This is a genomic window from Shewanella halifaxensis HAW-EB4 (assembly GCF_000019185.1).
Lineage (GTDB): Bacteria > Pseudomonadota > Gammaproteobacteria > Enterobacterales > Shewanellaceae > Shewanella > Shewanella halifaxensis.
On record NC_010334.1, the window covers coordinates 2603621 to 2624743 of the forward strand.

The following is a 21123-nucleotide window of genomic DNA, read 5'->3' on the forward strand; positions in this document are numbered from 1 at the left end:
CCGTAGTGACCGAAATCGCGCCCCAAAATAGTGACTAAACTTAAACCACTACATCGTCATAATGCTATTTTATTAAGCAGACGCCATTTTGCATGTTGTATAGATTTATCTCGTTTAAATTACGCCAAATATAAACAAGCAATTAGCATAAATATCATATGTGATGTATTAATGCGCATAAGATCCTAGTTTTAGGATTATTTAAAGAGAATTAGGCTTAATTAGTGTAAGCTAAATGCTTATATTCTCAAGTAATCCATACTCAGAGTTTTCTTCCTATTTTCACTTAGAAATCTAATATTAGAAGTCCACTATGCTTTACAATCAAAATCACGCAGTTCGTTTTCCAAAAGGCAAGTTTGCAATGTGGAGCGTATACAGCTTCACGGGCGCATCAATCTTAGCCTCTATTATCTTTTCATTATTACTGTTTCTCTCTATTGATGATGATCCTGTCATGCAGTTGCTGTTTGGTGGATTAGCCGTCATTTTTGAACTCGGTAAGTTTTTTGCGTGGTATGAGGTCGGTGAGCGCTATTCTAGGAAGAATTTTATCGGCATGTTTTCAGCGCTTGGCTTTTATGCCGTGTTGGCAGCCATCTCTATAGGTGGCTCGATTGGCGGGATCAACAGCGCCACAAATAAGGCGCAAGAGCATGTTCATGTGCAGCAAAGCAAGGTCAATGCCTTTGATATGCAAATTGATGCCATCGATAAGCAGATTGCGCTGAACAACGTAGCAGCTGAAAAGTACATCCAGATGGAGCGGATTGCCACTGGCGTGACGCGCATTCAAAAAGAGAACAATAAATTGCGTGAGCAGCAGCAACAGCTTGCAGTTCAGCGAGATAGTCTTCCTGTTGTTAGCCAAGGTTCTATAGTCGGTTTGATTGAAAGCTTAGCAATGTCATTGAACATTAAAGCTGAAACTGCGCAGCTGGGTTTAGTGGTGTTCTTATCTATCTTGTTAGATTTCTTTGCTGCATTTTTTGTGGGGTTAATCGGTGAAGAGAATCGCTTTAGACAAAGGTTTAAGCAACAATCTAACCAGCTAGAGCCGATTACGCTCGATGCTTACCGACGTATGCATAGTGATGAGTCAGACTTTATTCCACACTATGAGCCTAAACAGCTAACAGAAGCAGAGCCAAAGCCATTGTATGAACAAGTGCTTGATGCATTGGGTCAGAAAAGGATTAATTGCAGCAAACGTGCAGTCAGTCAGTACCTAAATATTACCACTGAAGAAGTTGATGAGATTTTTGCCAAAATGTTTAATGACGGTATCGTCAGTAAAAAGCCTAACAACCATTACCAATGGCATGGCGTAAATACCGCTAGTGAAGCGCAAGCCGTTTAGCGTTAGCTCGTCAATATTAGCGGGTTAATATTCACTCGGTAAACACAGCCATAAAGGAAGCCGCGTTAAGTTGCTTCCTTTTTTATTGGCTTTTTACGCATAAATTGACCTAGATAACGCAATTGATATTTGAATAAAAACCCTAAAGCCCTTAGGATCGGCGCTACAGAATTTATTAACAAGACAACCGTCAATGCCAGCCAATCAGCCAAACATTCAAAACGAACCTTTAGCGCTTTATTTTATTTATGATTCTCATTGTCCATGGAGCTATGCTGCTACACCGGTTGTCGCTGAGCTGATTAACGCGTTCGACTTTGCAGAGACTCACTTACTGCACTGCGCGCATTATAATGGCAAAGATGCGCCTAAAATGGCGCAAATCAACCAGGTTAGGGCACTTAGCCCGGTGACGTTCGGTGATGCTTACTTGAAACAAGCGGGCAATAAAGCGAATTCATTTAAAACGGCTAACTTCATGTCTTGGGTGCAATCAAAACAAGCCGATAAAGAGTTTGAGCTACTGCAAGCGCTGCAGCAGCAACACTTTGTTGAGGCTAACCCATTAAATTATCGAGAAGATTTCGACAAAATTATCAATCAATATAAATTATCGCCATCAAACAAAGTCTTCAAAGATACCATTAGTCATGAAGCAGAGAGTGTTTTAGCGGGTATTGCAGAGATTGGTGAGGCCATTGGTACTTCGGCGTTTCCAGTACTCGTGATGACATTAGGCGATGAAGCGATATTTATCGACCACTCTCAATACTTAGCTAAACCGGAAGATGTAGTTGCTGCGGCAAACAAAGAGTTAGCGGCACTCAGTTAACATTAGTGCTTGCGCCTACAACTGCGCAAATCACGCAACAGATAAGCGTTAAATTTGCGCTAGCAGAGAGTTATTGTTAGCGCTATTTAACCGCCAATATGGCCGTTATATGCGCTTGTAGTCACTGGATAAAGTCGTTTATTTATAACAAATACGAATGAGCACGATATAAAAAATTACCAGTCCTATCCACTTCAACGTTAACCCTGTATCGATATACATAAAGCACCTCTTCTAAGTGATACTTTGACTCAACTTTTGCTACGATTATTTTAACAGTACAAGGTTAAATAGAGATTAATACCAAACGCTATCAATCTCTGCTCGCTCAGCGAGAGCAGCCGCTGTAATTATGCTGATTTTTGCGCATAAACATGAATATAACGGCCTAACGATAGAAAAGGCTCTTGGCGACATAGCTTTTGCTCCATCGCGACAATCTGCTCAAAACTAAAGTCTCCCATATCATGATTTTGCATATAGTCATGAAAGGTTCTAACGCCGGTTTTTCCCAAAATATTAAAACCTGCTTGCTCTAGGCATGAATATACCAACTCAGGCTTTATTCCTTGTTGAGGTTGTAACTTAAAACGTTTGCGGTGGGGCATGCCTTTTTCAATATGGTTAAGGTTGCCACAGATTAAATTCTTAAAGAGTAGGCCATTATAGTTGTAAAACATCACTGAAATAATGCCGCCAGGTTTGACTTGCTCGCACAGTGTAGACAAGGCTTGAATCGGTTCTGCTAGCCACTCCATCACAGCATGAAACAGAATTAAATCAACAGGTACTTGCAGGTGTTCGGCAATGTTCTGTACTGGGCTATGGATAAACTGATACTTCTTTAGCAGCTGATTATCACTAATATCTTGTTTAGCTAGAGATAACATCTCACTTGATAGATCGCACAGGCTGACATTATGCCCAAGTGCAGCAATTTTTTGTGACAGCTGGGCTAGGCCGCCGCCTGCGTCAAGTACGCTAAGCTCTGCGGCCGCATTGCTAGGTTGTTTCGATAGCGCCAACAAGATCTGTTCAATATCTTGCCAAACAACCGTTTGCCTTATTTCGCCTTTTGCAGTGCCGTAAATGCTGGCGGCAAACTTATGGGCTAAACCATCAAAGTTTCTATCTTGTTTCACTGTCGTCTTCATACGTTGAACGTTATCTGTTGGCGAAATTACGCGGGCGCGAATTCTCTCACAGCAAGCCATAAAATTAAATCAGTGCAGCAACAAATAACCACTGTGAACCACAATATCTGCTGCGAGAGCCTAACTAAACCGATGTGATTATCGGATATCTCGATGCGAGAAGTGAGTAAGTATGCATATTGTTGAATGGTAATTAAAAATATCTCGGGGTTATAATTTAATTTATGCATCTAGGTAGTTATCTATTCATTCCATCACTATGGCGTTGTAAGAGGCGCAAGTTCAAAAAGCAACATAGATCATCCTAAGCGTTTCTGGTTTTATGTTTAAGAAACCAAGAGATCCCATACTCCTATTTAATGCCTCAACCATATCTAATCATGTAAAATTCTACTTTTGATTATTACCTCATTCTTCTGGCCATACTGAGTTCCAGCACGATCAATCTGTAGAAAAATTGAGAGCTCTGTAAGTTTTAGGCCTCATGTGCGAACTGACTGTTATCTACAGCTAGATAATCTATGAACTATTCACCTATTTCTATTGAGTGCAGCTTTAAAAGCATGTAATTATCAGTAAGATAAAACGCGCATGTTGTATATTAGAATGTTAAGCGCTAAGGCTCCAATTCATATTTTTAAGTGACTTAATTATGATACTGACATCTTTGATTGATAATACTAGATTGAATCATCGAACTGACCTAACAATAGAAAGAGGGTTATCTATTCACGTTAGCACTATGGGGAAGAGCATATTATTTGATGCTGGGAGTAGCAGTGCCTTTTGTGATAATGCCGCCTTATTGAACGTGGATATCAAAGCTGTTGATGCAGCAGTGATTTCACATCGTCATCATGATCATTGTAATGGCGTTAACCATTTTATAGACAATAACTCGAAAGCTCAGGTCTATTTCCGGGAATGCGACAAGGCCAATTATGTTTTCAAAGCATTTGGTTTTAAAAGTAATGTAGGTATAAATAAGCAGTTACTGACTAAAGCTACTAACCGCTTGACCTTTGTTAACCAATTAACGGAGATATTTCCTAATATTTTTATCATCACTAATTTGGTTGATAAATACCCCAAGCCCAAAGGTAATAAATACCTTTTCACTGATTCTGAGGGCTGTTGTAAACCCGATACATTTGATCATGAATTACTGCTAGTTATAAAGGAAGCTGATGGGCTTGTCGTGTTTACGGGTTGCGCTCATAGTGGTGTGCTCAATATGATAGAGACTGCCGTTAATTCATTTCCCACAGCGAAAATCAAAGCCGTTGTTGGTGGTTTTCATTTGGTCGGATTACCGCTCTTTAACAGCATCGGCGGGACTAAGCAGCAAATCGAAGAAATGGGGAAGTTGATGTTAAATTACCCAATAGATAAGTTGTACACTGGACATTGTACAGGCATGAAAGCCTATAACATATTGAAAGGTGTGCTTGGAGAACGCTTAGAATATTTTCCAACAGGTCGTAGCATTAACATTTGACTTTATATAATCACTTATCAGATAAAATTTGTCGGTGATTTGTGTCGTTCAGATAGGTTCACGAGTATTAGTGGCTTAACAAGGCTTACACTGTAAGTGGTGTTTAGCATGAAAAGCGAAGATAGCGCTAATGGCTGAATATTGCGACAGGCAACCGAGACTGGCTATAGATGTGCAAAATTTTTTAATCAAAAGTGGTAAGCCTATCTACGCTTCAAGTTTTACTGAGCACAAATAGATTTACCACTTTTCTAAAGCTATTAGCCTTTTAAGCAAGTTGTCTTAACGGCGGAAGGTCACGTCTTCTACTTCGCTTAAATGAATTTGCGTTTGCGCAATTTTAGTTTCAGCTAACATTTTACCCTGACGCACAGAGTAACGCACAGGCACCTGACGGCGCACCGCATCAAATCCATTATCAGCAGGAAGAACCAGCAGGTTACCAGGGTTGCCGAGTTCAATCCCGTACTGATCTTGAATATTCAGTGTGCGAGCCGATTTGCTGGTGATAAGTTCTAGTGAGTTGTTGATCTGATCGTAACCCATAATTTGGCAAACATGTAGGCCCATATGCAGTACTTGCAGCATATTGGCTGTACCTAGCGGATACCAAGGGTCAAAAATATCATCGTGACCGAAACAGACGTTAATGTCAGCGGCTAGCATCTCTTTCACACGTGTAATACCACGTCGCTTAGGGTAATCATCGAAACGTCCCTGCAAGTGGATATTCACAAGCGGGTTAGCCACAAAGTTAATGCCCGACATACCAAGTAAACGGAACAGACGCGACGCGTAAGCACCATTGTATGAATGCATCGCCGTTGTGTGACTCGCCGTTACGCGCTCACCCATTTCATATTTGTGGGCAAGGGCTGCAACGGTTTCAACAAAGCGCGACTGCTCATCATCAATTTCATCACAATGCACATCGATAAGGCGGTCGTACTTGCGTGCAAGGTCAAACACATAGTGCAGTGACTCAACGCCATATTCACGGGTGAACTCAAAATGTGGGATAGCACCAATCACATCAGCGCCAAGCTTTACCGCTTCTTCGAGTAACTCTTTGCCATTCGGGTAAGACAAAATACCTTCTTGAGGGAAGGCAACAATTTGGATATCAACCCATTGCTTCATCTCTTCTTTCACTTCAAGCATCGCTTTAAGTGCGATAAGCGTCGGGTCTGACACATCAACGTGAGTACGAACGTGCTGGATACCGTTAGCAATCTGCCACTTTAGTGTTTGCTTGGCGCGTGATTTCACGTCTTCGATAGACAGCATCGATTTACGCTCAGACCAACGTTCGATCCCTTCAAATAGGGTGCCTGAAATATTCCAGCTTGGCTCGCCAGCAGTTTGGGTTGTGTCTAAGTGAACATGAGGCTCACAAAAAGGAGGAACAGCCATGCCACCTTCACCATCGATGACGTCTAACGACGTTGAGCTTGGCAGCTCAATGGTGTCAGCCATAGGTGCTATCGCCTTAAACTGACCGTCTTCAATGAGTAGTTGATGAAGGCCTTTTTTGCCGTTTAGCGTCACGTTTTTGATCAACATATTTGCTGATGACATGGAGTTTTCCTTATGCATTGGTTGCATCTTTACAATCTGATTTAACTAAATTTTGTTTTTTGATACGAACTTGAATTTCATCTATCAAGAGATAGCTGAAGGCGCCAGCAAGCACGGCATTAATTGGCACTATGCCTGGTAATAAGTGGCCTGCAAGCACGCCTATCATCACGCCGCTAATTGCAGCCCAGTTGACAGTCGAAAACTTGGCATTGGCAAAGTCTTTATATTTTTCGCGGTTTCGAAGGTAATCGGCGATGATAATGCCACCAATCGGTGGGATTGCGGCAGACAGAAAGGTCAGCCAACCGACAAAGTTATTATATAGCCAAAGTGCACACAGGGTACCAATCACGCCATTAAAAATGGATAAATATTTACTCGGTAAGCCGGTAATGTTCGAAAAGCCTAAGCCTGAAGCATACAGAGCGTTATCGTTGGTGGTCCAAATATTTAAACCTAAGATGATAATCGCTGGGATCAATAGCCCTTGTGCAATCATTACCTCTGAAATATCGGCTTGGCCTGTCGCCGCCGCGCCCGCTGCACCGAAGATAAACATCAACGAATTACCGACGAAGAAGGCGAACATGGTGACAAACACGGCGGTTTTTGGATTCTTACCAAAGCGAACAAAATCAGCTGTCAGAGTACCGGCTGAAATGAATGAGCCAACAACCAAGACCAACGCTGTATTAAAATCAATGGGGTTTTCTGGCTCAACGGCCATTAAGCCTTGCATGCCGCCCATGGTATCAACCGCCTGTAGCACAGAGAAACCACCAAACAGAGCAATGGCAGGGACTGCGATGGCTGACAAAATCATAATCGCACCAATACCGAAATAGACGGTAAAGGTCATAAGCAGGCCTGAGATAATAATAAGAAGATTAGTGTCGATGCCTGTGGCTTTTTGTACTGGGATAGCAAACATCGCCACGCCAACACCAAACCAACCAACTTGAGTGCCACCGAGAAGTAGCGAGGGTAACCAAGAACCTTTTAAACCGAATGAGTAACGAGCGAGGAGATGAGTAGAAAGGCCAGATTGAGCACCGATGTAACCAAGAAATGAAGTGTAAATACCGAGAATTAAATTACCAATAAGAACGGCAAGAACAAAATCATTAAAAGAGAGGCCGGTGCCGAGCGTTCCTCCGGTCCACATACTCGCTGAAAAAAAGGTTAACCCTAACATCACCATTGTTAGAGAGAGAACCCCTTTACGTGCCGAGTTCGGTACTGGGGTTAGACTGTAATTATTATCGCTTGCCATTTATTGTCCTTGGATAGAATAAAGAAAATACACGGCTTACCTAAAGTGCTTAAACCTGCGATCAAGCAAGGGCTGTAGAGCTACACGTCGGGCAAACGGCGCGTATTTTAGTGATAATGAATACAGAGTCAAGCAAATAACGGTTCTCGCTTACAAATTGATGCATTGATTAATTCCTCGTAACCTTAATGCCGATTCAAGGTTATCGATTATCTGCTGGGAGCGTAGCTTATCTAACTTTTTGTTCCCATTTAAACCAAGCTGTAAACAGGTGAGCTGAGTGATAAAACTCCGAAATGTTAACCTCTTCGCAAATGCAATCTCTGGGGATTTCCTACGGCTGGTAACATCGATATTATCGCCTCCTTTTTTGCCTCGAACGACACATGATCATGAAATATTTAAAATTGGCTGGTATCGTACTAATCTGCTCAACTCTTAGTGCTTGCGTCACTTTTCCAACTGATGAATCCAACACCGTAAAGGTGCTTTGGGATGATACTCAAGCACTACAAGGATGTGATCACAAAGGCACCGTCATTGGATCACAGGGCCACTTTTATGATTACTGGCTACACGCAGACAAGGATATGGTTTGGGGCACCTTAAATGAGATGCGGATCAAGGCCGCCAAACTCGATGCAGATACTCTCTATCTATATAAGCCACTAGGCTTCAGTGGCTCAGTCACCATGATTGCCAACGCTTATAAGTGCGAGAAAGCGCTCGGTATCGAGCGCTAAATATATGCATTACTGAGTCTCAATTTTTGGCTTAGTTTTGAATAGTGCAAGAAGCGGGATCAGACAGAGGTAAGAGATTAACAGGAAGCCAAAGGTATAGACGAAGGCTGTGAGTGTCGACTGTTGCTGCAGCATATTTTGGAGCTGCCCTAAGAAAGTAGGGTCTGTGATGCTGGTACCTTGCATCTGCGCCGCGTTCTGTAACACGGGGTTGCTTAGCGAAAGTGAGCCTCCTAACTGGTTCCACTCTTGTTGCTGGATCCTTGAAAAATAGGTATTCACAATAGATATGCCGAAAGAGCCACCAATTGTCCGGCATAAATTAAACACCACTGCACCACCGATAGTGTCTTTTGGTGACAAGGTTGTATAGGCAAGCTGACTTAATGGGGCAAAAACTAATCCCATACCAGCACCTTGTATAATACTAGGTAGTAAGATCCAGTAGATGTCGATTTCAAGTGAATATTGAGTCATCAAATACGTGCCAAGGGCATTAAGTGACAGACCTACAGCGATAAGTAGCCTTGCATCGATTTTGTCCATGTAACGTGCCATTGCAAGTAAAACAATGGCAGATGCAAGACCCCTTGGCGCCATAGCAAACCCCGTAGTTTCTACCGGGTAATTCAATAACTGTTCTAGCATCATGGGTTGCAGCTGAGTGATGCCAAACATTCCCATCGAGAAGCCCGCCATCACAAGGCATGACATAGCAAGGTTACGATCGTGTAATAACCAGACCGGTGCTATCTCACTCTTAGTAATGAAAGAGCGCGCAACAAAGAAAATAATCGCAATAGCGCTGATGATGGCTGAAAACAAGATGGTATTAGACTCAAACCAAGACTCTTGATTACCTCGGTCGAGCACCATCTGTAGCAGACCAATACCAATGGTCATTGCGATGACAATTGGCCAGTCAATTTTAGGTTTACCTTTACCACCTAGCTTAACAAAGGTGTAAATCAGCGTAAGGCAGATTGCACCAATAGGCAGGTTAACGTAAAAAATCCAGCGCCAATTCATATTCTCGGTAATGATCCCGCCAAGCGTAGGCCCCAATATTGGCCCCAGTAATACCCCGACACTAAAGAGTGCCATGGCTTTACCGCGTTGGTTTGCAGGGTAGATCTGCACCATAATCGACTGAGAAAGCGGGATAACTGAGGCACCAAATGCCCCTTGCATCACCCTAAAGGTGACCATTTCAGCGATGCTATCTGCTTGGCCGCAAAGCGCTGAGCTGATCATAAATCCACTGACCGAGATCAGCAGTAGATTACGAACTCCAAATTTAAGCGCGAGAAAACTGGCTAGCGGGATAAATATCGCTTCAGCCATAGAATAGGAAGTCAGTACCCAGGTCACTTGATCTGATGTGACCCCCAATGCGCCCATCATATGAGGCAGGGCAACATTGGCGATTGTCATATCAAGCAATACCATGATGGCCGATAGCATTACCGCTAAAGTGACGAGTTTACGGCTGCTTTCACTCATTACCTGACTGTCATCAGTATCAGGCATCGTCTCTGAAGTATCGCTCATGTTACTGCTCTTGTTGCTTAGATGGGCTATTAACCGTGTCTATGCTTACGTTAGCACTTGCGCCAACACGTAGAGGAAAGTCAGGGTGCTCACTTTCATTGGTTAGGCGAACTAATACAGGGAAACGTTGTGGAACTTTTACCCAGTTACCGGTTGCATTCTCAGGCGGCAACAGGGTAAAAGATGCACCACTTGCTGGTGAAATCGCCTCAATGGTGCCGTGGTAATCCACCTTAGGATAAAGGTCTAGGGTGATTGTTGCAGTTTGGCCGGCGGTAAGTCGCTCTAGTTGTGTTTCTTTAAAGTTTGCTTGAACCCAATAAGTGTTATCAACAACGAGAGGCACAATAGCTTGTCCCGGGGATACAACACTACCGGCATGGGCACTTAACTTGCCTAAATGGCCATCTTTAGGAGCGAAAATATTAGTGTAAGAAAGCGATAGACTGGCCTGACTGAGCGCAGCTGCTGCCTTTTTTACTTCAGGTGCAGCATTACCATGCGCACCTTGAGATTTAATTAACTGAGCCATGGTTGCGCGCGCGGCTATCACACTCTGCTCGGCTGCAGAAAGCTTGGCTCGTGTATCGTCAAGCTGCTGTTCAGGCAGCAATTCTTTATCAACTAAGTCTTTAGTACGCTTATAAGTTACTTGGGCATCGGATAATTGAGCCACTGCACTTTTAACATTGGCACTGGCCGCGAGTATGGCGTCATCTGTTGCTGCATTGTTTTGTAGCGCCATCTCATAGGCAGCACGGGCTTCATCGAGTTTTGCTTGAAAAGGGGCAGAGTCTATCTGTACTAACAAATCACCTTGACTAACCTTTTGATAATCGGATGCATTGACACTGCTCACCTTGCCGCTGACTTGTGGAGCAATGTAGATAATATTAGCGTGTATATAAGCATCATCGGTACTGGGATAGTTCTTTTGGTGCTGAATATAGAAATAACTGAGGGTGGCTAAGACGGCAATCGCTATGGTTGCGATAATAAGGTTACGTATTAGATGGGATTGTGCTTGTGTTGAATTTTCGCTCATAATTTTAACCAGGTTGGTTATTCGACAATTAGTCGAGAAGGGTTTGAAGACTCATAGCACTGCAAGATGCTCATTCGTTTCAATAAATACTAGACCTAGTTTGTTGTAGTAACAATATAAGTGACTCAAAAAACATAAAAGTTAACCATATTTAATATTGGGTTATTTGAATAATGCCATGCTTTATCAGCAATCTCAGCTTAGGGTTAGCATTTTATTAAAGGAATATCTTTCCAACGCGTAGTATATTGCGGTGTTAGCATTTCTCTGCGCATGCCCCATTTCAGCGAGATCCATTTAGCCATCTTAATAAGCGCCCTTTTCCAGTTTTTTGCGAAGGCGGGCCATTTATCGAACAATGTCCCTTGTTAAAAGTAGAAGTGCACCACTCAAATGCAGCCTTAAATAGTTAAGGCTAAAATTCTATTCCTTTTACAAGGAGCGTGATTTTAATTACGTTATCTATTGCTGCGGCGCACACATAAACTATACACTGAGCTCACATCTTCATTACAAGAATAACCAGTGCGAATTCAATTACATCTAATTGTTTTTAACAGCACCATTAGAGATTTGTGAACAGCACATTTAGGGACGAACGTATGCCAAGTCATCTCAGCAGCACAGCATTCAAATTAACACTGCTTTTTTCATCCGTGGCATTCATTACTGGCTGTGAAAACGAGCCTGTGAAAATCACCCCTAAATTAGTCGTTGTTGAAAGAGTATCGACAGCAACAGTGCCGCTCTATGGCAATTATGTCGGTGTAACAAAGGCCTCGTTGGATGTTGAAGTAAGAGCGAGAGTCGATGGCTTTGTTGAAAATAAAACGTTTATTGAAGGTAGTGCGGTTAAAGAAGGGGTGCTACTTTATCGCATCGATAATCGTCCTTATGTGGCAGTGGTTAACCGTTTAAGTGCTAATGTTGAATCCCAGCAATCAGCGCTCGAAAAGGCACAACGTGATGTCGAACGTTTAAAGCCGTTGTATGAGCAAGATGCAGCCAGTCAGTTAGATTTCGATAATGCGCTGTCGGTTCTGTCGCAAGCAAAATCCAGTGTCGCCGCAAGTAAAGCCGAGCTTGAAGAAGCAAAACTTGAACTCAGTTATACCGAGATTAAGTCACCCATTAGTGGATTAGTCAGCCGCTCAGAAGTTGATATCGGTGCGTTAGTCGGCAGCAGTGGCCAATCGTTATTAACTCGGGTTAAGCAGGTCGATCCTATCTATGTCACCTTTAATATGTCGGCGTTAGATTATCTTAATGCGCGTCGCCGCATGACCAGTGATAAAGAGCAACAAGCCGCTGAATCAGAAGGTAAAGCTGTTGAAGGTTTCGTAACAATTACATTGCCAGATAACAGTGAGTACCGGTATTTGGGTGATGTCGGCTTTACCGATCCTTCTGTCAATCCTGAAACAGGTACTTTTCAGGTAAGAGCTGAACTACCTAACCCCGATAAAGAGTTACTGCCGGGCCAATATACCAATGTCAGAATTAAGCTCAGTGAAGTGAGTGATGCAATCGTTATCCCACAAAAAGCCACTCAAGTTGAGCAAGGTGGCGTCTATGTGATGATTGTGCTGCCCAATAATAAAGTTGAACGCCGCTTTATTGTGATAAAACATCAAGGTGAAATGGGCGTAGTAGTACAAAGTGGTTTAAAAGCGGGAGAATTAGTCATTGTCGAAGGCATGCATCGTGTCCGTCATGGACAACTGGCTGAGCCGTTAACTGCCGAGCAGTATGATAAAAAAGAGGATGTAAAACAGAAAGAGCAAGCATTGAAGCAACAAAAGCTTGAGCAGGAACAGGAGGATAACTAATGGCACAGTATTTTGTTAATCGTCCCGTTTTTGCCAGTGTAATCTCTATTGTCATTGTGCTATTGGGGTTAATTGCGATGTTTCAATTACCCATTGACCAATATCCTTACATTACCCCGCCTCAGGTAAAAATATCGGCATCCTATCCCGGTGCAACATCCACTACCGCGGCAGAATCTGTGGCCACACCGTTAGAGCAAGAGCTTAATGGCCTGCCAAATATGATTTATATGAGCTCTAAGAGTACCAACTCTGGTAGCTCCAACATCACGATTACGTTTGATGTCGGTACAAACCCTGATCTTGCCGCTGTTGATGCACAAAACTCAACGCAGCAAGCAACCGGTAGCTTGCCTATTGATGTGCAAACAGAAGGGGTGTCAGTTTCTAAAGAAGCCTCTGTTGAGCTACTCAAATTAGCATTAACCTCTGAAGATGAGCGTTATGATGAAATTTATCTTAGTAACTACGCCACTATTAATATTCAGTCAGCATTAAAACGGATCCCTGGTGTGGGACGAGTCAGAAATACAGGTGCGCGTAGTTATTCAATGAGAGTGTGGTTAAATCCCGACACAATGGCGGGTTATGGGCTCACCACGTCAGATGTTATCGATGCGATAAAAGCGCAAAACAAGGAATCGCCAGCGGGCAGTATCGGCTCACAACCTAATGCAGACACCTTGAGCATGACTCTGCCGATCACCGCAGCCGGTCGAATGAGCAGTGTTCCGCAGTTTAACGAGATTATTGTTCGTGCAAGCGCCGATGGTTCGATTATTCGCTTGCGTGACATTGCCAACATTGAACTCGGTTCATCCTCTTATACACTCCAGTCACAACTCAATGGTAACAATGCCACCATCTTGCAGGTTTACTTATTGCCCGGTGCTAATGCGCTAGAAGTCACTAAAAAAGTTAAAGCTGAGATGGCAAAGCTCGCGCAAAAATTCCCACAAGGGATGAATTGGGAAGTCTTTTTTGATGCCTCCGTGTTTATCGAAAACTCCATAGATGAGGTGGTAAAAACCTTAGTTGAAGCGCTTATTTTGGTTATTCTTGTGGTGTTCATGTTTTTACAGAATATTCGCGCAACACTCATACCCGCCATTGCGGTGCCTGTTTCATTAATTGGCACATTAGCCGCAATGCTTGCCTTTGGTTTTACCATCAATACTGTGAGTTTGTTAGCGCTAGTGCTGGCAATTGGTATTGTGGTCGATGATGCCATTGTTGTGGTTGAAAATGTTGAACGTTTAATGGATGAGAAAGGGCTGAGTTCATCGCAGGCGACTAAGGTTGCTATGAAGGAACTGTCTGGTGCGCTTATCGCTACCAGCCTAGTGCTTGCGGCGGTATTTGTCCCAGTGTCTTTCTTGTCTGGGATCACCGGTATTATGTATCGAGAGTTTGCTGTCGCGATAACGGTTGCGGTACTGATCTCAACCGTAGTTGCACTGACACTTTCGCCAGCACTTTGTGCGTTATTACTCAAGCCCGGTGATAAAGCGACCTCAGGCTTTTTCAAGTGGATGAATGATCGTTTAGACACAGCCACAACTAAGTATGTCAGATTGGTGGTGTTAACCAACAAGCACGCTAAACGCAGTTACCTGTTGTTTGCCTTAATGGTGGGCGGTGTGTACTTAACAATGAGTTCGCTGCCATCGAGCTTTATGCCAGATGAAGATCAGGGTCGATTTTTTATCGATGTGTCTCTGCCTAATGGGGCAACGGTTAATCGTACTCAAGATGTCCTTAAGAAAGCCGAAGCGACAGTGCTTGCTCATCCTGCGATAGCTTACTCGTTTACCCTAGCGGGTGAAAACAGACGCTCAGGTTCGAATCAAGCAAACGGTCAGTTTGAGATCATTCTAAAACCTTGGTCAGATCGCGTTGATAATGATGCAACCGTACAGAAGGTGATGAACGAGATTAAACAATCACTGCATGATGTGCTCGAGGCTGAATTCAGAATTTATTTACCCTCGGCAGTCCCAGGTCTTGGTAATGGCTCCGGTGTTGAAATGGAGCTGCAAGATACTTCAGGGAGTAACTTTAAAGGCTTAATGGAGACCGCTGATGAGCTGGTTGAAGCCTTAAAACTGCAACCTGAGATAGCCACGGCAGGATTATCGCTGCAATCTGCAATTCCGCAGTTACACCTTAATGTTGATGAAGCTAAAGCCATGGCCATTGGGGTTAAGGTGTCTGATATTTATGGCACCATTAAAACATTTACAGACTCATCGACGGTTAATGACTTCAATTTATTTGGGCGAGTGTACCGAGTGAAAGTACAAGCAGAAGAGCAGTATCGTCAATTTCCGGATCAAATAGAGGATTACCATGTTCGCTCCTCATCGGGCGCTATGGTACCAATTGGTGTATTAGCTGAATCTAATTACTCGGTAGGGCCAGCAGCAGTCACGCACTACAACATGTTTACTAGCGCTTCGATTAATGCATCTCCTGCACCGGGTTATGCCTCAGGCGATGTGATCCGCGCTATTGAGCGGGTGGCAAAGCCCATGCTACCTGACGAGTTTAGCTATGAGTGGACCGGAATAACCTATCAAGAGGTGCAGTCTGCCAATCAAACGGCTATTGCGGTTACGTTAGCGATGGTATTTGTGTTCCTGTTTCTCGCTGCGCTTTATGAGAGCTGGACTCTGCCGATAGCGGTATTGCTCATCGCCCCCATTGCGATGTTAGGTGCATCTGTGGGGACCTTAGTGAGCGGTATGGAAAGCAATCTCTTTTTTCAGGTGGCGTTTATCGCACTGATCGGAATGGCGGCAAAAAACTCGATATTGATTGTCGAGTTTGCCAACCAATTACATAAAGCAGGTAAGAGCCGACTCGATTCAGCCATTGAGGCGGCTAATATGCGTTTTAGACCGATTTTAATGACCTCGTTAGCCTTCATTCTAGGCGTACTTCCACTGGTGTTTTCTGTCGGGCCTGGCGCTGTCAGTCGGCAAAGTATCTCTATCCCTATTTTATGTGGCATGATTTTCGCGACAACCATTGGCATCATAATGGTACCGCTGTTTTTTGTGACAACGGCGGGCTGGGTTCGCTCTAAAATCACCGGCAAAGCCGATACAGAGGAGGTATCGACTCATGCCTAATCAACTTAACATCACTCAAGCCTATACCAATCATAAGATGACAATCGGTGGTGTTAACTCGTTTCGAATTAGCACCACAGCATTTTGTGTCGCCTGTGGGATTTTGCTACTTTCTGGTTGTGCCATGGGGCCAGATTACCAGAGACCAGATCTTGAAATACCGGAACAATTTCACCACGAGTTGCAGCAAACCGACGAGCAGAACGTTGGCCTCAAGCATTGGCGTGAGTTTTATCTCGATCCTGAGCTACAGGTATTGATAGAACATGCTCTTGATCAAAACCTCGATTTAGAGGGAGTGCGCTCAAGACTGTTAGCGGCAAGAGCGGGGGTAACAGTTACCGACGCTGCACTATTTCCCGTAGTAGGACTTGATGCAAATGGCGAGCGAGCATTAGACAGCGCGTTGACCAGTACCGATCCGGTTAAAGAAGATACTTTTTATGTTGCGGGTACTGTTTCGTGGGAACTGGATCTTTGGGGAGCGAATCGTCGCAGGAGTGAAGCAGAATTTGCCAATTTCATCTCTTCACAAGAAGCACTTAATTTAGCCACCATCAGTTTAATCAGTGATGTCGCCAGTCGTTATTATGAATGGCTCGATATTGAGCAACGTTATCAAATATCGCTTAATACGGTCGAGCTTCGTAAAAAGGAGCGAGATCTTGCCAGACTGCGAAAACAAAATGGTGTGATATCGGGCCTGCAAGTTAGGCAGGCTGAGGTGGAGTATCAAAGTGCCAGAGTCACATTGCCAGATCTTGATTATGAGCGAAGTGAAAAGGCCAATCAGTTGCGGATTTTACTGGGGGAATTTAAATATCCCCTTATCCCTAAAACTGAAGCGCAGTTAAAAGCTGAAGGAGCGTTGTTTCCTGACTCATTCGCAGTGGGGGTTCCATCACAGATGTTGTCACAGCGCCCAGATGTAAAATCCGCAGAGCAAGCTCTTGTTGCAGCCAATGCCAATGTCGGTGTCGCTAAAACAGCATTCTTTCCTAAATTTACCATTAGCGGCAGCTATGGTTCTGAATCTGAAAGCCTCAGTGACATATTTGATAGCCAAGGGATCACTTGGTCGCTTTTAGGTGGTATCACCGCCCCCATTTTCAATGCAGGTAAGATCACTGCTCAATATGATATTGCCCAGGAAGATGCAAAACAGGCGATGCTCAGCTATAGAAGTACAGTGCTCGGTGCATACTTTGAAGTGAATGATGCGATGAACAGTTTCAGACGCTCTGAATTGGCGATTGACGCTCAGCAGGAATTAGTTGTGGCATCAACTGAATATACGCGCTTAGCAACGTTAAGATACCGAAATGGGGTTTCGAGTTCATTGGATTTGATGGATGCTCAGCGAAGTCTGTTTAGCGCCGAACTGACTCTGAGTCAGGTGAAACGTGACCAGCTACTGTCGATGATTACACTTTATCGTGCGCTGGGTGGTGGAGTACTGACCAGTGATGAGATGAAGACTGAACTTGAAAAAACGACTGGCGAGCAACAAGTCGAAGAACTTACTAAATAATCAAATAAATAGACAATTAAATAGAGAGTTAAATCGTTCGAGTATTGATGAGGCTAAAATCAAAATTTATGGGCGATTAGTCCTCCAATTTCGGGAGGCTAGTCGCAAAGCTCTGCGACTACAACTAAGCGACTATAGCTAAGAGACTATAACTCAGTGCATGCCCCGAAAACATGCTAACTTTGCCAATCCTCGATTAACACTTAATCAAGGGAATATCTTTCCAACGCGTAGTATATTGCGGTGTTAGCATTTCTCTGCGCATGCCCCATTTCTGTGAGATCCCTTGGGCCGCCAAAAAAAGAGAGTCCGTGCCATACTTGGCATTGATGCAATCTAACACCAACATCTTGTTTGGGTTCCTGCACCTCTCGAATAAGTCACCCTGTAGGTTTACTTCACTGCATAGGTTAATCAGTCCGACACCTATTTTATAGTATCGGATAGTGGGATTAAATCTGGCTATAGCCGCGCTTGTTGCAGCTTCAATCAGCTCACAAGTGTCATTTGTTGGATAACTAAAATGATGCACAAACTTAAATCCGCCAGGCTGTTCATCAAAAGGGGAGTTTGAGGCAAAAATTAGCATGCTTTTGCATAGCGAACCTTGGGTTCTGGCTTTCGCCGCTGCGGTTGAAGCATGCTTGCTTAACGCCTGACATAAGGATGATAAGTCGGTGACTCGGTTACCAACACTGCGGGTTGAAAAAATCTGTTTCTTGTCGGCACGAGCCTCATCCCAAGTTTTACACACTTCACCGTTTAACTCTCGAATTGTGCGTTCAAGCTCGATACTAAATTGCTTGCTTGCGAGCCCCGTTTTCATCTGTGACAAAGCAAAAGCGCTGTGGATGTTCATCATACCGAGCCTTTTAGCTATACGGTTACCTACGCCCCACACATCATTGGTTTTCATGGTCTTTAAAATAGCAATGCGCTGCTCATCACTGGTGATGGCACAGACACCGTCATAACCCGCTATTTTCTTAGCCGCGTGATTGGCGACCTTAGCCAGCGTTAGCGTCGTGCCAATCCCCACACAGACCGGAAGCCGAGTTTCTTTCCAAACCGCGCGTCTTAGCTTCATGGCGTGCTCAGTAAGGCAGGGGATCGCGGGGTAACAGTGCTTAAACGATAAGAATGACTCATCGATACTGTAGATATGCTGCTCCGGTGCAAAACGGCCAATCACCTCCATCATTGCAGCAGATAACGAGCCATAGAGCTCGTAGTTTGAAGATAGCGCGATAACGCCTTTTTGCTCACACAGTTTCTGTGCTTCAAAGTAGGGACCAAACTTGTTAATTCCAGCCTCTTTGGCCAATCTGTTCGCCGCAACAATCATTCCGTCATTATTACTAAGCACGACGATAGGGCGGTTACGCCAGTCTGGCCTAAACACCTGCTCGGCGCTGCAATAAAATGAGTTGGCATCCACAAGTGCGTACATGGTTAGTCGTTCTTTAGGATTGGGCTTTTTCGATGACAGCGAATAGAGCGAATAACGACGCCCTCAACACTAAAGGTGTCGTGTTCAAGGATGGGCGTGCTCATATGGGATTCATTAGCAGATAGCAGTAATCGGTTCACCTTGTCGATAATCTTACAAACAAATGAGCCGTTGTAGTTGGCCACAATCACGTCTTGGTTTCGAACCTCAACATGCCTATCGACAATTAAAATGTCGCCATCAAAGATGCCAACACCTTGCATTGAGTCACCATTGGCTAGACCGATAAAGGTCGAACTTGGGTGCTCAATCAGCAATTCATCAAGACTTAACGGTAGCTGTCTGTAATCGGTAGCGGGGGACTCGAAGCCTGTAATACCTGCACTGGCAGAAATTGGGATTATGTTCATACTAAAAAAGCAATTAACTGTATATTTGTACAGTATAGTGGTTTTATGTCATTTTGCGCAATAAGGATGACAACTATCTGTGAGTAGTTTGCTGCAGTATGGTTATCCATCGCTCGATGCTGTGTATAGTAAGAGTAGGGTAAATTCCTGTGGGCAGCTGAATATCTGCTTCAGAAAAGTCAGCTGCTAGCATTATTTCTACTCAAGGCTCTTTATTCGCAGCATTCTTCTCTAATAACATGGTATTTAAAGACAGGTTTTCAATACTTACAGTTTTATTTACAATAGCTTTAATTACTGCAGATTTATGTAAGCTTATTATTAGTGAATAATGAGAAGCATTTGTTAATCAATGAGTTGTGGTTGTGACTCTAGTCTATTACTATTGCCGGGTGTTAAATAACATGACAAAAAGGAATGCGTTCAGCATTTGCTTATCTTTAATTGTTTCTATATGTATAGTTAATTTATTCTTGACTGTTAATAAAAATAAGTTAAATAGTAAGTTTTTAACTAACATCCTTTTTATTAGTGATGCAATATACCGTTTTAATGTAAACAGCCTTAACAGTAAGTACGTTTCTCTACCATCAAATGATTTAAAACAGGGGGTCATAGTAAAAAATTCTGAAGCTAAAAAAATTCGAGACCTATCTGAGCATATAGATAATCTATTTGCTGTATTGAAAATCAACCCAATCATATCTAGCAACTTATGGACGGTCGCTAATGTATACCCAGAGTATGTCATTCCAAGGCCATTTAGAGAGGAGTACATAAACCTTTTTGATAAGGATTTTGCTGAGGAAAACTACCTAGAACGTATTTTAAAATTAGAAAACATTGAAAAAACACTAGAAGGAAGTGGTTTAACTGTATTTGAAACAGTGAGAGTTTTCGGTCCTTATATAGAAGAGGGAACCAATGAAGAGTTATTTTCAATTTATTACCCACTCTATTTAGAAGGTGTTGTTTTTTCCGTTTTAGTTATTGATGTAAAAAGTAATTTTTTAAATGATTTCATAGTTGATTTTAATGATGAAGAATTTACTTGGTTTGAAATGTCAGATGAAGACCGTCAGAGCATAAGTACGATTATATACGAATCCTTAGCACTTAAGACGGAAGACCGAAAAGTGGGGCTAACAATAAAAACGTCTTTACTGTACAACAGTTTAGCAGTTTTGATATGTACACTCGTCATACACGGCTGTTTTTTAACTGCTGTATACATTAGACGGTTTTATGTCGAAAGCAGCATCGATAGGCTATCTGGATTCTATCGTAAAGATGGATTTATGAGTAAAAAGATGTCTGTTAGCTCTATATGCTTGATTGATATCGATCATTTTAAGAAAATTAATGATGTTTATGGACACATTGTCGGTGACATTGTGATTTCGGAAGTGGCTAACAGAATAAAATCCTCAATGCGATCCACTGATCTTGCTATTCGATGGGGCGGCGAAGAGTTTGTTGTTATTTTTAATGGTGAACTGTCTTTCGAGCAATTTAGTAATAAAGCCAATGGTTTATTGAGCATAATAAATAATGAAACCATCAATGATATAGCCGTCACTATATCTATAGGTGCTATTTACTCTCAGTCTGAAATGAAATTGCAGGAAGCATTTCATCTTTCTGACGAAGCTCTTTATGAGTCGAAGAACTCTGGACGAAATAAAGTCACTATTTATCGTAATAGCTGAATGCATATGCAATCAAGTTATCA

Annotated in this window: 16 protein-coding genes; 8 read left to right on the plus strand and 8 right to left on the minus strand. The window is 43.0% G+C overall.

The annotated features are described in order from the left end of the window. Positions 1 to 313 precede the first annotated feature (313 nt). Both SHAL_RS11255 and SHAL_RS11260 read left to right on the plus strand, forming a co-directional pair. Complete coding sequence (locus SHAL_RS11255) at positions 314 to 1360, plus strand: hypothetical protein (protein WP_012277245.1); 1047 nt, start codon at positions 314 to 316, stop codon at positions 1358 to 1360. 193 nt (positions 1361 to 1553) lie between these two features. Further along, positions 1554 to 2192 carry a protein disulfide-isomerase gene (locus SHAL_RS11260; RefSeq protein ID WP_012277246.1) on the plus strand — a complete coding sequence of 213 codons (639 nt, stop codon included), beginning with the start codon at positions 1554 to 1556 and terminating at the stop codon, positions 2190 to 2192. 350 nt (positions 2193 to 2542) lie between these two features. On the opposite strand, the gene cmoM is transcribed toward SHAL_RS11260, so the two are convergent. Next, complete coding sequence (cmoM, locus tag SHAL_RS11265) at positions 2543 to 3334, minus strand: tRNA uridine 5-oxyacetic acid(34) methyltransferase CmoM (protein WP_041416393.1); 792 nt, start codon at positions 3332 to 3334, stop codon at positions 2543 to 2545. Between the two features lie 664 nt (positions 3335 to 3998). On the opposite strand from cmoM, the gene SHAL_RS11270 reads away from it, so the two are divergent. Continuing rightward, positions 3999 to 4844, plus strand: a complete 846-nt coding sequence (locus SHAL_RS11270) for an MBL fold metallo-hydrolase (RefSeq protein WP_012277248.1) — start codon at positions 3999 to 4001, stop codon at positions 4842 to 4844. 282 nt (positions 4845 to 5126) lie between these two features. Here SHAL_RS11270 and SHAL_RS11275 read toward each other — a convergent pair whose 3' ends face one another. Beyond that, a complete protein-coding gene (locus SHAL_RS11275) occupies positions 5127 to 6422 on the minus strand; it encodes a cytosine deaminase (RefSeq protein ID WP_012277249.1) in 1296 nt (431 codons plus the stop codon). Positions 6423 to 6432: 10 nt separating this feature from the next. Further along, the gene (gene codB / locus SHAL_RS11280) at positions 6433 to 7698 is read right to left on the minus strand and encodes a cytosine permease (protein WP_012277250.1); all 1266 of its coding nucleotides are present in this window, start codon (positions 7696 to 7698) and stop codon (positions 6433 to 6435) included. Positions 7699 to 8090: 392 nt separating this feature from the next. Here codB and SHAL_RS11285 point away from each other — a divergent pair, with 392 nt between their 5' ends. Further along, positions 8091 to 8441, plus strand: a complete 351-nt coding sequence (locus SHAL_RS11285) for a DUF4156 domain-containing protein (protein WP_041415977.1) — start codon at positions 8091 to 8093, stop codon at positions 8439 to 8441. 9 nt (positions 8442 to 8450) lie between these two features. Here SHAL_RS11285 and SHAL_RS11290 read toward each other — a convergent pair whose 3' ends face one another. The 3 genes from SHAL_RS11290 to SHAL_RS22610 all read right to left on the minus strand — a co-directional run bounded on the left by SHAL_RS11290 (position 8451) and on the right by SHAL_RS22610 (position 11342). Continuing rightward, the gene (locus tag SHAL_RS11290) at positions 8451 to 9992 is read right to left on the minus strand and encodes an MDR family MFS transporter (protein ID WP_012277252.1); all 1542 of its coding nucleotides are present in this window, start codon (positions 9990 to 9992) and stop codon (positions 8451 to 8453) included. A 1-nt stretch (position 9993) separates the two neighbouring features. Continuing rightward, entirely contained in the window at positions 9994 to 11037 is a 1044-nt protein-coding gene (locus SHAL_RS11295) for an HlyD family secretion protein (protein ID WP_012277253.1), read from the minus strand. Between the two features lie 206 nt (positions 11038 to 11243). Continuing rightward, positions 11244 to 11342 (minus strand): DUF4113 domain-containing protein, encoded by a 99-nt coding sequence (locus SHAL_RS22610; RefSeq protein ID WP_083758339.1) that lies wholly within the window; start codon positions 11340 to 11342, stop codon positions 11244 to 11246. Between the two features lie 297 nt (positions 11343 to 11639). Here SHAL_RS22610 and SHAL_RS11300 point away from each other — a divergent pair, with 297 nt between their 5' ends. Genes SHAL_RS11300 through SHAL_RS11310 form a run of 3 tightly spaced genes read left to right on the plus strand, consistent with a single transcriptional unit; the run spans position 11640 to position 17531 of the window. Further along, positions 11640 to 12866: an efflux RND transporter periplasmic adaptor subunit gene (locus SHAL_RS11300; RefSeq protein WP_012277255.1), complete on the plus strand. Its 1227-nt coding sequence runs from the start codon at positions 11640 to 11642 to the stop codon at positions 12864 to 12866. Continuing rightward, positions 12866 to 16000 carry an efflux RND transporter permease subunit gene (locus tag SHAL_RS11305; RefSeq protein WP_012277256.1) on the plus strand — a complete coding sequence of 1045 codons (3135 nt, stop codon included), beginning with the start codon at positions 12866 to 12868 and terminating at the stop codon, positions 15998 to 16000. Before SHAL_RS11300 ends, SHAL_RS11305 begins: the two co-directional genes overlap by 1 nt. Beyond that, positions 15993 to 17531 carry an efflux transporter outer membrane subunit gene (locus SHAL_RS11310; RefSeq protein WP_012277257.1) on the plus strand — a complete coding sequence of 513 codons (1539 nt, stop codon included), beginning with the start codon at positions 15993 to 15995 and terminating at the stop codon, positions 17529 to 17531. Before SHAL_RS11305 ends, SHAL_RS11310 begins: the two co-directional genes overlap by 8 nt. Positions 17532 to 17727: 196 nt before the next feature. Here the strand turns inward: SHAL_RS11310 and SHAL_RS11315 are convergent, their stop codons facing one another. After that, positions 17728 to 18981 carry a Y-family DNA polymerase gene (locus SHAL_RS11315; protein ID WP_012277258.1) on the minus strand — a complete coding sequence of 418 codons (1254 nt, stop codon included), beginning with the start codon at positions 18979 to 18981 and terminating at the stop codon, positions 17728 to 17730. A 2-nt stretch (positions 18982 to 18983) separates the two neighbouring features. Beyond that, positions 18984 to 19391, minus strand: coding sequence for a LexA family protein (locus SHAL_RS11320; RefSeq protein WP_012277259.1), 408 nt, complete (start codon positions 19389 to 19391; stop codon positions 18984 to 18986). 404 nt (positions 19392 to 19795) lie between these two features. On the opposite strand from SHAL_RS11320, the gene SHAL_RS11325 reads away from it, so the two are divergent. Then, complete coding sequence (locus SHAL_RS11325; protein WP_012277260.1) at positions 19796 to 21100, plus strand: GGDEF domain-containing protein; 1305 nt, start codon at positions 19796 to 19798, stop codon at positions 21098 to 21100. Positions 21101 to 21123: the final 23 nt, after the last annotated feature.